This window comes from Hymenobacter sp. BT188, assembly GCF_014333585.1.
In the GTDB taxonomy this organism is placed as follows: Bacteria; Bacteroidota; Bacteroidia; order Cytophagales; family Hymenobacteraceae; genus Hymenobacter.
The window spans coordinates 108936-121835 of the sequence record NZ_JACSCW010000003.1; the positions used below are offsets into that span (position 1 = coordinate 108936).

Consider the following 12900-nt stretch of genomic DNA (forward strand, 5'->3'; position numbering starts at 1 on the left):
CTCATGAATACGCATAGACAAGACCACAGAAGCTGGAAAGACCGGCTGATGCACCCAACCTGGTGGGTGTATATGATGCTCATTCCGCTGGTATATTTCCTCTATTGGCTGATTGTGATATCCGGAGTGACGAGATAAAAGCTGGGGGGCTTTTTTACTAGTAAATACCAGTAAAAAAGCCCCCCAACTGCGTTTTGCACTGAAACTAGACCAGCAGCTTATCTGGGGTGATGGGCAGCTCGCGGAGGCGTTTGCCCGTGGCGTTGAAAATAGCGTTGGCAATAGCTGGCGCTACCCCGATGATGGCAATTTCGCCGATGCCTTTGGTGCCCAGGGCATTCACGTGGGGGTCGGGCTTATTCACGAACGCGACCTGCACGTCCGGGGAGTCGGCATGCACCGGCACGTGATAGTCAGCGAAGTCCTTGGTGATGTAGCGGCCAAACCGGTCGTCGATGACGGCGTGCTCCATCAAGGCCATGCCAATGCCGCCCACGGCGCCACCCTTCATCTGGTTGCCGGCCGTTTTTTCATTCACAATGGTTCCGGCATCCGCGCAGGATACCAGCTTGCTCACACGCACCTCACCAGTCAGGACATGGACTCGCACTTCGGCAAAGTGAACCGAGAAGGAGTACATAGAAAAGCTCTTAGAGGCATCGCCCTGGGGCTTCGACTCCACCGTTACAAAGCCCCCATCAGTCTGCTTCAGCAAGTCAGCGAAGGGGACGCGGGCATTGGGGTTGCCATTCAGCGTGAGGTAGCCATCGGCAAATAAAACGTCTTCCTTCTCGGTCGACGCAAAGGCCGCATTGCTAGAGGCCGCCATCGTGCGCAGCTTCTCCTTCAAGGCTAGGCAAGCTTCCTGCACGGCCGGGCCCACTGTGTTCACAATGGCCGAGCCTCCCTGCGTGGGCGCTTGCGCAAAGTCGGAGTTGCCCAACTCAAACTTGATTTTCTCGGGCGCTAGTCCTAATGTGTCGGCGGCAATCTGGGTCATGGCCGTGGCCGTGCCGGGGCCAATATCGGTGACGGCGCTTTGCAGCAGTACCGTGCCATTGGGCAGTAAGCGGATGTTGGCTTTGGAAGAGCCGCGATGCGCCCCGAAAGTGCCCACACCCATGCCGTAGCCGACGAGCCAGTCGCCGTCGCGCAGCGAGCCAGGCTTGAGCTGCCGCTTGTTCCAGCCGACGCGCTCGGCTCCGAGCTGGTAGCACTCCTTCAGAAATTTGCTCGACCAGGGCCGGTTTTTCTCGGGGTCCTGCTCGGTATAGTTGCGCAGGCGAAATTCCAGGGGGTCGATGTTGAGCAGGTGAGCCATTTCATCCATGGCCGACTCCAGAGCAAAGGCTCCGGTAGCCTCGCCGGGGCCGCGCATCCAGATGGGCGAGTTCACGTCCAGGGAGGCAATACGGTAGCGCGTGGTCAGGTTGGGCGACTCATACATCATGCGCGTCTGGGCCAGCGTTGCTTCCGTGAACTCCTCGAAGGTCGAAGTCTGACCGATGGCCTCGTGGGTGATGGCCGTGATTTTGCCGTCAGGCGTGGCGCTCATCCCCAGTTTTTGCCAGGTGTAGGGCCGATAGCCCACCATGGTAAACATCTGCTCGCGGGTGAGCATGAGCTTCACCGGCCGGTTCACGACCCGGGCCGCGATGATAGCGGCCGACTCATGCTGCCAGCTGTGCAGGGCGTTGCCAAAGGCGCCGCCCACATACGTGGCAATCACCTTCACGTTTTCTTCGGGCAAGCCCCACTCGCGGGCAAAGTCGCGGCGCGTGGCCATTGTGCCCTGGGTTTTGTCGTAAATCGTGAGGCGGTCTGGAGCTTCCCAGTGAGCCGTAATGGCCTGCATCTCCATAGGATGGTGCACTTCGGTGGGCACCACGTACTCGCTTTCCAGCTTGATGGCGCCGGTTTTATAGGCATCCACCTGACCACGCTGGTAGTCGTTCATGGGGTGCTTCGGGTTCTTCTTGGCCGAGGTTGGCAGGAAGGCCTGCGCCTTGTTTGCTTCCAGGTTGGTTTGGTGCTTTTCCTGCGCGTATTGCCCTTTTACCAGGCCTGCGGCGAAGCGCGCCCGCTCCAACGAATCGGCTACCACAATAGCAATGGGCTGGTCGTTGAAGCGGATTTTGTCGTCCTTGAAAATCTTGATGGGGCCGCCCACCGTGGCCGGCTGCGAGGGGTCCTTGCCCGCCGTGTCGAAGCCCGGCACCTTGGGGGAGTTGAAGTGGGTGATGACGGCTAACACCCCCGGCGCCCGTTCGGCGGCTTTGGTGTCAATGGACGTAATACGGCCCTTGGTGATGGTGCTGCCCACCAAGACGGCGTAGGTGATGCCCGGCAGCTTGTATTCGGCCGAGTAGGTAGCGGCACCAGTCACTTTCTGGCGGCCATCCACCCGGTTCATCCGCGCTCCGATTTGCTTTTCTGGCGTTTTCATATTCACGAGGGGGGTTAGGCGGCCGCGGCGGTTTTTAGGGCTTGAATAATAGCGTTGGGGGCCATTTTTAGCTTGTAAGCGTTGTGCTCAAAGGCCTTGGCGCCCTGCATGGCCACTGTCGCCGCCTGGCGGAAAGTTTCCTCCGTCGCGGGCTTGCCGATAAGCGCTTTTTCAGCATCCGTTAGTCGCCATGGTTTATGCGCCACGCCCCCCATTGCCAGCCGTGCATCTTTAATGGTGTTGCCATCCAGGCTCAGGGCCGCGGCCACCGACACCAGCGCAAAAGCGTAGGAGGCGCGCTCACGCACTTTCTGATAATGCACATGCTTAGTGAAGGGTCCATCGGGCACCTCCACAGCCGTAATCAACTCGCCTTGTTCAAGGTTGGTGTCGCGTTGGGGCGTGTCGCCGGGCAGGCGGTGAAAATCGTTGAAGGGAATGCGCCGGTCACCTTTCGGGCCGCTTACCAGCACCGTGGCATCCAGGGCCACCAGGGCCACGCTCATGTCGGAGGGGTGCACGGCGATGCATTTATCCGAGAAGCCAAAGATGGCGTGCATGCGGTTGAAGCCTTCCAGCGCCCCGCACCCGGAGCCCGGCTCGCGCTTGTTGCAGGGCAGAGCCGTGTCGTAGAAGTAGGGACAGCGGGTGCGCTGGAGCATATTGCCCCCCACCGTCGCCATGTTGCGCAGTTGGGGCGAAGCGCCGGCACTGAGGGCCTGAGCGAGCAGGGGCTGCCGTTCCAGCACCAGCTTATCCTCGGCCACGGGGCCGTTCAAAGCCAGGGCCCCAATGCGGAGGCTACCGTTCTGACTTTCAATTTTAGTGAGCGGCAGCCGATTGATGTCGATAAGCTTCTGGGGGGCCATTACGCCGCGCTTCATCAGATCGATGAGGTTCGTGCCGCCGGCAATAAACTGGGCGTTGGCGTCGCGGGCCAGGGCGTCGATGGCGGCTTTCTGCTTGGTCGGCCGCACGTATTGAAACTGATTCATAGTTGCTGCGCTTTAGACCTTTTGGCCGCCGTTTTTCACTTCCTGAATGGCCGCCACAATGTTGGAGTAGGCGCCGCAGCGGCAGATGTTACCGCTCATAAACTCCCGGATTTCCCCCTCCGAACCGGCATGGCCCTCGCGTATGCAAGCCACTGCGGACATAATCTGGCCGGGCGTGCAGTAGCCACATTGAAAGCCATCATGCTTCACAAATGCCTCCTGCATAGGGTGCAGATTGTCACCGTTGGCGAGGCCCTCGATGGTTGTGATCTTGCGGCCTTCCTGCATCACGGCTAGCGTGAGGCAGCTGTTGATGCGATTTCCATCGACATGCACGGTGCAGGCTCCGCACTGCCCGTAGTCGCAGCCTTTCTTGGTGCCGGTGAGGTGAAGCTGTTCACGCAGCAGATCGAGCAGGGTGGTGCGTGGCTCTACGGAAAGCTTGTGCTTCACGCCATTGACTTCCAGCTTCAGTGGTACTTTCTCGAAAGCCGCAGCTACTTTTTCGTCAAACTGCGCCGCGGCGGCCTGCACAATTGGGCCGGGCGTAAAAGTCATAGCCGTGAGCAGGGAGGACTGTTTGAGGAAGGTGCGCCGAGCCTCATTATGGGAAGCCCCGGGTTCGGCGGGGTTGATTTCCGGATTATCGTCTGCCATGATGTAGTCAGGTTAATAACTCAGCGCAGAAAGTTTGCTAACTGAGAGTGTATAAATTGCTCTGTATAAATCAAGGACGCCAGTAGCTAAGTAGCAACTTTCTGAGACGCGGAATCCATCAGTTGCTTGTCGGCGTCGCCAAACAGCTTAAGTATACTCTGAAGTAGCCAATTTTCGCTTGGTTCAGCCGTGAGTTTTACGGGGGAGGCTGGTAAATGGCTGAGTAATTTTCTATGAAAAAGCCCCCCAGTCTTAATTCAAGACGAAGCTGAACGCGTGCGTAGCGTTCTGGCCACACAAGCGCCCGCTGGAAACGAGAGGCGGGTAATCTACCAGCAAATGATAAGTAGCAGAGCAAGAGGGGCTGTTGCAAAACTCCCCTAGATAATCTACGGGGTCGCCTCGATGACTATCGGAGTCTAACGGGTCCCTAGTGCTCCCCTAGTGGGGCGGGGGTGAGGCTCGAATAACCGGTGTTCAGCCTACGGCCAGCGTTTTGCAACATGATTAACTTTTAGAGAATATGCCATTGAAGAAATTCTGCATTTGAGCGGCATAAGGCACCCCATATCTGGCAAAAGTTGCTCTCGTTGTTGCATCTGGTTTCCAATCGAAAAAGGCGTGTCCTGCATCTTCCACCTGAATATAGCTTGCCGGCTGCCCGGCTGCTTTTAACACATCGTCATAGCGCTGCACCATGGCGTGATCTGCGATCAGGTCTTTTGTACCACGTACTATGAAGTGCGGAAGAACCCGTTCACCAGCTTTTGAAACATGCCTTGTTGGGGAACTATATTCTTCATCGGTCACGGGTGCCAGCCATTCCACAATTCCTTTTTCGGTATTCGGGATAATGTATAGTTGCTGCATGCCCTTCGCCGGGCTAGCCCCATGCCAATGGGTCACATTTGGCGGGCACTGCACCACGTCCCCTTTTTTGAGGGTTTGACGGATCTGGCCCTTTATCTGGTGGTATCCCTCCCCGTCGGTGATCACCAGGATTTGCCCGGCCGGGTGGGTGTGCCAGTTGCTTCTGGCCCCAGGCTCAAAATAGACATTACCCACCACCATGTTAAGCGTAGAATCATTAGCTACAAGGCCTGTATTCCAGGCTTGGCCGGTAAAGTTTTCCGCCGGTCCCAGTTCACCTTTCGGGAAGATGGCCTGCAGCTCTTCTTGTGAGGTAGTGCCCTTCGTTGGCTGTTGACAATGGCTCAAGAACATCAGTACACCTAAGGCTGCAACTGTTACTTTGATCGTGCTATGCTGCTTCATAAAATATTATTTGGGGTATGGCGTATGTATGATCTACACCTTAAAAAGCGCCTGGCCAGTAAAGCTTCGCCGGTCTGCTTCATTGCTCCAGTTCATAGGTCACCGTTGCATTTGCGGAGCCCAATGCGGCAGCAAGGCCGCTAGCGTCATGGATGCGTCCTAGCCTGGTGTACCTGTAGGAGGTAGAAAATCCTTTGTAGAAAAGCACCAGGGTATTCGCACCATATAGCATCAACTCACCGCTTTGGATGGCGCCGGGATTGGAGGCATTGGTTGGCAGGTTGTACGGTAGGTCAACGTACTTTTCGTTTCCGTTCAATTCCACCATGTCAATGGTCATCGGCAACTTCGCTGTGAAAGCCGTTGCGGTAGCATTGTCATTGAGCGTGGCCGTAAATACGCTCTGACCAATTGTTATCCGTATGGTCATATTCCCACTATTTGGGGTGTCTGGCTCCACAAGCTCTTTCTGATTACTAATACAGGCAAATAGATTCGAGCTGATGAGCAGTAGAAGGAAAAGAGGGGCTATTTTCATAGGGAAAATGACGCAGGCATTGGGGTTTCTGGAGCACAAGACGGAGATGCTGATTTAATGCTTCCATTTTAGGGCTGTTTGCAGTGGAAATCGCTCCGAAGTAGAATTCTCTGAGGAATGCCGTTAGTTCACCAAACGGGGTTGCTTCCAGCCTGTCCTACAAATCGACATGGCTGCCCTTTGGAATGACTATCAGTACTGTAGGCTTGGCTGCTGTGTGCCTATTCTATGTCCCTAAGGATTTTGGCGGGTATGCCGCCTACAACGGTGTTGGCCGGAACATCCCTTGAAACTACTGCCCCCGCCGCCACGATGGCATTTTCTCCGATGGTGACCCCAGGTAAGATGGTGGCCGCCGCGCCTATCCAAACGTTTCGCTTAATATGAATGGGCTTTGGCACGAGCGACAGCCTGTCGCTGGAGGATAGCGGATGGCTTTCCGAAAGCAACTTCACACCGGGCGCCAACAGCACATTATCCTCAATGGTAATGCCCCCCAAGTCTAAAAAGGTGCAGCTAAAGTTGATGAATACCTTCTTTCCAATTTTAGTGTTCTTCCCGTAATTGATGTATAAGGGTGGAAATACAGCCGTTGATGCATCAATTTCACTTTCCGTGATCTGACCCAAAAAGTTTCTGATCTCATCCGGGTTGCTGGAATTATTCATTCTTTGAACCAAGCCCATCGTAGCATAGGATGCTTCCAGCAATCGGCCACTCTGCGAATCATTCGGGTTGATTTTTTCTCCTTGCCTCAATCGTTCAAAAATATCTTTATCGGAAGTTTTCATGCTGTATCGAATTGATAATTACAAAGTTAAGAGGGTATCAATTCTCAATTGTTACACATTATTCTGCAATAATGTCAAATATCACCTATACTAGCAGAAGGCCTCCATACAATGCAATGCCACAGGAAGCACAGCCGAAAGTCATTTTATTAGTGATATCTGATAAGGACGACTTTCCCAGTCATTTCGAAAGGCTTTACCATACCCACTTATTCTGTCATCGCGGAAGCATCAGGTTTATGTTCAATGATCAGCTGATGGAATGCGAGAGAGGGCAGTTTTTGTTTTGGTTTGCCGAGAGCAGACTTTCAGGTTTGCAGCTTTCGAAAAGCTTTAAGGCAACAGTATTGCTGGTGGAAAAAGATTTTTTGAACAACAACATGCCCGACCAAGGCTGGAGTATTAATGCCCTGTTGCATTCCAGGGTTTATCCAGTCAAAACACTGCACGGCAAAAATGACAGGCAGAAAATCCTTTCGAACTTTAAATGGCTGAGTGACCGCGCTTCGGAAACTGATCATCGCTTTTACGACGAAGCCCTGAACTTGCAGATGCAGCTGTTTATTCTCGACATGTGGCACATCTTTGCCAACGAGTATGAAAGACGGAAGCACACCCTGCAAACCGGAACCTTGTATGAGCGATTCATGCAGTTGGTACAGGAGTATTGCTTAACTGAGCGTGAGGTAGGGTTTTACAGTGATCAGTTGAACATCACTTCCAAATACCTCAACCAGATTTGCAAAAAGGCATCCGGTGTCACAGCCTCTGAATGGATTCAACGCTTCGCCAGGGAGCGCATCCTCCTCCTCTTGCAAAACAGAAACCTCACTATTTCCGGAATTGCCGATGAGATGGAATTTAGCAGCCGTTCGTTTTTTACCCGCTATGTGAAAAAGTTGTTGGGTGCTACTCCAAGTGAGTACCGAAGCAGATTGGACTAGAGGGGAAACTATAATCAGTGACAAGTCATCAGCCGCACCTCCGATACCTTGCAATGTACTTCAATAATGTTAGAGCAACGGATTCCCAATGCCCCGGCAACAAGAAGCAAGAAATTGCTCCCTCCGCTTAACATAAAAACGGTTGTAATCGACTTGAATTAGTCATAATAGTGAGCATATCACAGCGTAGGATTCTTTCTAGAACAGTCCGGGAAAATTAGTGGCTGTTGCACAACTCCCAGCAGTGGGTCTGGCCACAAGAATTACCTAGAAGTTAACATCATCTACTCTATTCATTATGCCTGCGTACTATATTGGCTGCTCTGGCTTTTCCTACCGCGACTGGAAAGGCGTTTTTTATCCTGAAGGTCTGCCGCCGCGTAAGTGGTTTGCGTATTACTGCACCCAATTCAATACGCTGGAGGTAAACGTGACCTTTTACCGCATGCCGAAGTTGAAGGTGTTCGAGACGTGGAACACGCAGAGCCCCGCCGATTTTCGGTTTGCCGTGAAAGCCCCCCGCATCGTAACTCACTACAAGAAGTTCAATGCCGAAGCCGCGCACGTGTTGGCCGATTTTTACGGCACCGTGCGCGAAGGCTTAGGCGAAAAGCTGGGGCCGATCCTGTTCCAATTGCCCCCCAAAGCCGCCTACACGGAGGAGCTGCTAGGCCGTATGCTGGAGCAGCTCGATCCTGATTTTCACAATGTGGTGGAGTTTCGGCACCCAAGCTGGTGGGAAGGCGAAATCCTACGGGAGCTAGGGCAGCGCGGCATCACATTTTGCGGGCAAAGCTACCCGGCAGCCTTGCCCGATGAAGTAATCGTGAATACGCCGCAAGTGTACTACCGCTTTCATGGCGTGCCGGTGCTGTACACATCGCCGTACGACGAGGCGTTTTTGCAGCGCGTGGCCCAGGAAATTCAGGCTGAGCCCACGGTGAAAGAAGTCTATATCTACTTCAACAACGGCATTGGCGGAGCCGGAGTGCTGAACGCGCAACAGCTACAAAAGCTACTAAATGTAGCGCCTGCAAGTAGCGCAAACCCGACTCTTGAGGCTAACTAAGAAGATGGGGGGCTTTTTTATACCTACAAGCATAGATAAACACTATTTATTGGCCGATTGCGCTTCCAGCTCAGTCAGGGCCTGCTCAATTTCGGGGCGGAGCTTGGATAAAGGCGAGTGAGCCAGCTCCTGCAAAGGATGCTTTTTGGCCAGCTTCTCGGCTACGAGGTAACCGATATAGTAGCCGGAGCGGGCAGGCGTAGGCGCTTGTTCATCTCGCCCACCTAAAAAATAGCGCGCATAATCTTCGCTGGAAGTAGAGCTTAATACCGCGTGCAATTCCCGGGCGTAGCGGGGCAAATCGGCTTGGGTGCGCGCAGGAGTATTGCGCGGCAGACCAAACAAACCGACGCCCGCAGCTTTAGGATTCAGAGCATGCGCCACGTAGGTAGCCAGCCCCTCCCGCCACAGGGCCGCGATGAGCTGGTCGTCTTCTTCCATAAACTGTGAGTGGTACACATGGAATAGCTCGTGGTCGAAGAATGGCTCGGGGTCGGCTTCGTCGCCATACACGTACGCCATCATATCGAGGCCAAACAGCAAGGCCTGCTTGCCTTCTATGGTGCGCGTGCCGCCATCAAAGCCCCCCAGCGAGTACATGAAATAGATGCGGCCGGTATAGTTCAGGTCGGGGAAGGTCTGGCGGAAGCGGCTTTCGTAGCGCGGCAGGTCCTTGCCAATTTGCTTCGACAGGCGCTCCACGATGGCTATTTTGGGCTGCACCAGAGCCAGTATCTTCGGGTAGCGTTGCGGCAGATCGTCGTCAAACGTTTTGTCAGGGCTGCCGCCGATTACCTTGTTATTGTACACTTCGGGATGAGGATTCGAGACCAGTTGCCGGAACAGCTGTACCTGCGTTTGCTCGTCTTTGCCCTTGGCTTGTTGCCAGAATTTCCAGAAGTCCGGCATCAGGTCAATGACCGTGTAGCTTGGCGCCGGCGTAGACAGGGTGCTAGCCGCTGGCAAAGAAGTACTAACTGAAACACTAGGGCTAACGGGAGGCAGTGCTGCTGAATGATGCAACCCAAGCAAAAGGCTGAAACCAACAGCGACAGTATTGACAACAGGAGTGGGAAGAAAAGAGAGCATAGCGGAGAGGATATACTGCTAAATTATCCTTTCAACTCACTTTAGTCAATACACGCGAGTGGTTTATACAGCTTGTTCAGCTCACCGCAGATCAGCCTAGCGCATGACCAGTCAGCTTCCTGTCAAAGGGAGCAAAAAGCAGCTGGAAATACAGTTAGCGCTTACTGAACCGGTGCGTCAGGAGCGGGAATAGATAAGGTCATTATCTTCTGCAACAAGGTGATCATGAGATGATACACTTCGCGCAGCTCGGCCGGATCTATAATAGCGGCGTCCTTGGTGAACATTAGATAAACTTCGGCGGCGGGGCTTTCGGAGGTAGGAGCCAAGGCCAGGCGCGCCGTAGAGTGGCGCAGCAGCGTTTGGCGCAATTCAGGGTCGGAAAGCAGCAGGTCGCGGAGCACCTCGGCGCTGTTGGTGGTGATGATAAAGGTGGCGTCCAGCTCGGGGTCGCCCAGCTCTATGTCGGTGAGGCCGAGTAGTTTGCCAATCTCATGCACCCAGTCCTGCTCGTGCATGGAAAAGCGCAGGGGCGTGTGGTTGGGGACTAAAGCGGTAAACGCAGTGGTTTCAAAACCGCCCTCAAAACCGCCCCCCAGGTCAATCTCGATGGCCATCCGCATGCGGTAGTCCGCCTGCACCAGCTCTACATCATATTCAAACAGCTCGCTTTGCTGCTGTATATCGGCAGTCACCTGCTGCCATAAGGCCTCCTCCGTATCGGCGGAAAAAATGCGCGGGGTATCGGTATCCATTATTTTCAAATAGTAGCTAGTGATGCGCAGGCTTGCGTGAGCCTTCGGCACAAATAAAAACGCCCCCCGGCCGAATTGGTTGGGAGGCGTTTTTAGCGGAGGGTTGGTTTAGCGTCTGGCACTTTGTAACTGCGTGTTCATCAGGGTAGCCAGCATGGAGTCGGGGAGAACCAGGCTGGAGAAAAAGTTGAATTTGGCGCTGACGGTGGGCAGCGAGCGGGCTTCGCCCTCCATCATGTCGTCGTAGCCGCCTTCGGCCACTTCGCGGGCCGAGGCAGGGTGGCTGGCGGCGCGGGTATGCTCGGCGTGGGCCACGTGGAAGAAGTTGGTATCGGTGGGCGGTGGGCACAGAATGGTCATCGTGACGGCCGATTTTTGCTGCTTCAGCTCGTGCTGCACGGCCTCGGTGAAGCTGAGTACGAAGGCCTTGGTGGCGGCGTACACGGCTTGACAGGGGCTGGGCGAGAAAGAAGCAATAGAACCCAGCTGCAAAATGCGGCCGTAGTTGCGCTCCACCATACCGCGCAGATACAGCTTGGTCAGGTGCACGAGCGAGGCCGCATTCACCTGAATCATGTTCAGCTCGGTATCCATATCAGTGTCGGTGAAGTAGCCGGTTTCGCCGAAGCCAGCATCGTTCACCAAGGCGTCAATTTGCAGACCCCGCTCGTTGGTTTCGGCAAATATCAGCTCCGGAGTTTGCGGATTGCTCAGGTCGAAAGGCAGCAGTACAATGTCAACACCTCCGAATTCCTGATGAAGCAGGCGGGCCGCCTCCTTAAGCTCATCGAGGTGGCGAGCAACCAGCACGACGCGGTAATCATCGCGTGCGAAGCACCGGGCCAGCTCGAAACCAATGCCGCTGGAGGCACCAGTAATTAAAGCGGTTTGGTCGTTCATGATTGAAAGGGGGTTAGGGTGAATTATTAAACCTTAAGATACTGATAAACAGACAAAGTAATTTGAGAAAGGTGGCTTGGTGAGGCGAGAATGTGCTAGTGTTTATCAACAGGATTTTGGCCTTTAATCCGCATTTCCTTGCTTCAATAGGCTCGGTTTAGGACAGGAAAAGGGAGATTAGATTTTTTGCGAATCGCGCCGCCTTTTCTTTTTATCCAACGAAGCGAGCAAAAAAGCCCCCCAGGCATTGGTTTGGCCTGGATATTTACTCCGTAATCCAGACCTGCATTTTCTGGATGGGAGCACGTTGAAAGCACTCCGCTAAGCCAACGTCTGACAACTCATTTTTGCGCAGCTCTTTGTAAGGCAGCGTCACGCAAAAGGCCTCATCGAACGGAAACGGCGCGACCTGCACTTGGGTCTTGGAAGCCCATTTGGTTTGGATCAGCTGGTGGTCGGTGAAGTCGAAGTAGTCGGAGAAGGGAATGCCGCCTTTGTACCAGGGGTGCTCGTGCTCTTTGTCTGCGCCCGGCTCGTTCATACATAGGTAGAGCGACAACCGGTCGAGGAATTTAAGCAGCTGCACATGAAAATCGAGGGTGGGCTGCCCCGAGGCATTGATTCCCAGCTGCCGCCGGAGCCGCTGCTGACGGCCTGCCTCTTTTTGCAGAAATTCTCGGCCCGCCGCTAGTTTGGCCATTTCAGGAAAGCCAGTATAGTGCAGGCTGGACAGCAGGCCCGCGTAAGGCGAAAGGTTTTCTAGTTCCGTGATGCCCTGCTCGTAGTGATGGAGGCGGGGCGCGGGCGGGAAGTCGAGAAAGGAGTAGGGCGCCTGCGTCTGTTCGTTCCAGAGCGGCTCGGCATCCAGCGGAATCCAGGCCCGGTCGTGCTCATACACGGCCAGCGTCACATCATCTCGCCGCGATGCATCGCCAAAATACACGCCCAGCCAATGATCGGCCATGACCCCGGAAATATGAGCGTGGTCGTGCTGGCCGATGCAGGTAAAGCTGGAGGGCGTTTCTCGAACAATCATAGTCAGGAGAAAAGCGAATGAATGACAGCAGGAGTGGGCTGTCGCAAGCCACGCGCGACGAGGCTGTCGGCAAGCAGAGCGCGTGGATGTAGTAGTAAGCTAGAGAAGAAACAGGGCAGTTGCAAGCGCTACCATAAGAGGTGCGCCAAACTATTTGCCGGTTATCAGGCTGGTGGCAAGCTCCATCAAGCGTGATTCAAGAGTAGTAGCTGGAGAGTTTGCAGTGTGCTCTATTGCAGATAATTACGACGTTTCGTAAATTAATAATACGTCATTCACTGCTGATCAAGAGAGGATTGTGTCGCTGATTTTGGGAACGCGCATTTGGCGGATTCTGAAAAAAGCCCCCCAGCGGCGCAAATGGCTGTGTAGCCTCCGGGCATGTCTCATTTTAACAAGGAGTTG

Annotated in this window: 12 protein-coding genes; 2 read left to right on the top strand and 10 right to left on the bottom strand. The window is 54.2% G+C overall.

Features of this window, described 5'->3' with window-relative positions:
- Positions 1–205: 205 nt before the first annotated feature.
- From H8B13_RS08650 to H8B13_RS08675, 6 genes are all read right to left on the bottom strand, one after another.
- Entirely contained in the window at positions 206–2446 is a 2241-nt protein-coding gene (locus H8B13_RS08650; RefSeq protein ID WP_187310415.1) for a xanthine dehydrogenase family protein molybdopterin-binding subunit, read from the bottom strand.
- Between the two features lie 14 nt (positions 2447–2460).
- Complete coding sequence (locus H8B13_RS08655; RefSeq protein WP_187310416.1) at positions 2461–3441, bottom strand: FAD binding domain-containing protein; 981 nt, start codon at positions 3439–3441, stop codon at positions 2461–2463.
- 12 nt (positions 3442–3453) lie between these two features.
- Complete coding sequence (locus H8B13_RS08660; protein ID WP_187310417.1) at positions 3454–4098, bottom strand: (2Fe-2S)-binding protein; 645 nt, start codon at positions 4096–4098, stop codon at positions 3454–3456.
- Between the two features lie 507 nt (positions 4099–4605).
- The gene (locus H8B13_RS21015) at positions 4606–5373 is read right to left on the bottom strand and encodes a cupin domain-containing protein (RefSeq protein ID WP_222841383.1); all 768 of its coding nucleotides are present in this window, start codon (positions 5371–5373) and stop codon (positions 4606–4608) included.
- Positions 5374–5452: 79 nt separating this feature from the next.
- Complete coding sequence (locus H8B13_RS08670) at positions 5453–5803, bottom strand: cyclophilin-like fold protein (RefSeq protein WP_261990291.1); 351 nt, start codon at positions 5801–5803, stop codon at positions 5453–5455.
- Between the two features lie 329 nt (positions 5804–6132).
- Entirely contained in the window at positions 6133–6702 is a 570-nt protein-coding gene (locus tag H8B13_RS08675; RefSeq protein WP_187310419.1) for a sugar O-acetyltransferase, read from the bottom strand.
- Positions 6703–6773: 71 nt separating this feature from the next.
- Between H8B13_RS08675 and H8B13_RS08680 the strand changes: the two genes are divergently transcribed.
- Both H8B13_RS08680 and H8B13_RS08685 read left to right on the top strand, forming a co-directional pair.
- Entirely contained in the window at positions 6774–7646 is an 873-nt protein-coding gene (locus H8B13_RS08680) for an AraC family transcriptional regulator (protein ID WP_222841384.1), read from the top strand.
- Positions 7647–7944: 298 nt separating this feature from the next.
- Positions 7945–8715: a DUF72 domain-containing protein gene (locus H8B13_RS08685; RefSeq protein ID WP_187310420.1), complete on the top strand. Its 771-nt coding sequence runs from the start codon at positions 7945–7947 to the stop codon at positions 8713–8715.
- 42 nt (positions 8716–8757) lie between these two features.
- On the opposite strand, the gene H8B13_RS08690 is transcribed toward H8B13_RS08685, so the two are convergent.
- The 4 genes from H8B13_RS08690 to H8B13_RS08705 form a co-directional block, all read right to left on the bottom strand.
- Positions 8758–9804, bottom strand: coding sequence for a DUF2268 domain-containing putative Zn-dependent protease (locus H8B13_RS08690; protein WP_187310421.1), 1047 nt, complete (start codon positions 9802–9804; stop codon positions 8758–8760).
- Between the two features lie 161 nt (positions 9805–9965).
- Positions 9966–10559 (bottom strand): hypothetical protein, encoded by a 594-nt coding sequence (locus H8B13_RS08695; RefSeq protein WP_187310422.1) that lies wholly within the window; start codon positions 10557–10559, stop codon positions 9966–9968.
- 108 nt (positions 10560–10667) lie between these two features.
- Complete coding sequence (locus H8B13_RS08700; protein WP_187310423.1) at positions 10668–11459, bottom strand: SDR family NAD(P)-dependent oxidoreductase; 792 nt, start codon at positions 11457–11459, stop codon at positions 10668–10670.
- Between the two features lie 265 nt (positions 11460–11724).
- Complete coding sequence (locus tag H8B13_RS08705; protein ID WP_187310424.1) at positions 11725–12495, bottom strand: DUF3891 family protein; 771 nt, start codon at positions 12493–12495, stop codon at positions 11725–11727.
- Positions 12496–12900 lie beyond the last annotated feature (405 nt).

Coding starts and splice junctions, on each gene's coding strand:
- H8B13_RS08650 (WP_187310415.1), bottom strand. CDS start 2,446: ATGAAAACGCCAGAAAAGCAAATCGGAGCGCGGATGAACCGGGTGGAT.
- H8B13_RS08655 (WP_187310416.1), bottom strand. CDS start 3,441: ATGAATCAGTTTCAATACGTGCGGCCGACCAAGCAGAAAGCCGCCATC.
- H8B13_RS08660 (WP_187310417.1), bottom strand. CDS start 4,098: ATGGCAGACGATAATCCGGAAATCAACCCCGCCGAACCCGGGGCTTCC.
- H8B13_RS21015 (WP_222841383.1), bottom strand. CDS start 5,373: ATGAAGCAGCATAGCACGATCAAAGTAACAGTTGCAGCCTTAGGTGTA.
- H8B13_RS08670 (WP_261990291.1), bottom strand. CDS start 5,803: ATGACCATACGGATAACAATTGGTCAGAGCGTATTTACGGCCACGCTC.
- H8B13_RS08675 (WP_187310419.1), bottom strand. CDS start 6,702: ATGAAAACTTCCGATAAAGATATTTTTGAACGATTGAGGCAAGGAGAA.
- H8B13_RS08680 (WP_222841384.1), top strand. CDS start 6,774: ATGTCAAATATCACCTATACTAGCAGAAGGCCTCCATACAATGCAATG.
- H8B13_RS08685 (WP_187310420.1), top strand. CDS start 7,945: ATGCCTGCGTACTATATTGGCTGCTCTGGCTTTTCCTACCGCGACTGG.
- H8B13_RS08690 (WP_187310421.1), bottom strand. CDS start 9,804: ATGCTCTCTTTTCTTCCCACTCCTGTTGTCAATACTGTCGCTGTTGGT.
- H8B13_RS08695 (WP_187310422.1), bottom strand. CDS start 10,559: ATGGATACCGATACCCCGCGCATTTTTTCCGCCGATACGGAGGAGGCC.
- H8B13_RS08700 (WP_187310423.1), bottom strand. CDS start 11,459: ATGAACGACCAAACCGCTTTAATTACTGGTGCCTCCAGCGGCATTGGT.
- H8B13_RS08705 (WP_187310424.1), bottom strand. CDS start 12,495: ATGATTGTTCGAGAAACGCCCTCCAGCTTTACCTGCATCGGCCAGCAC.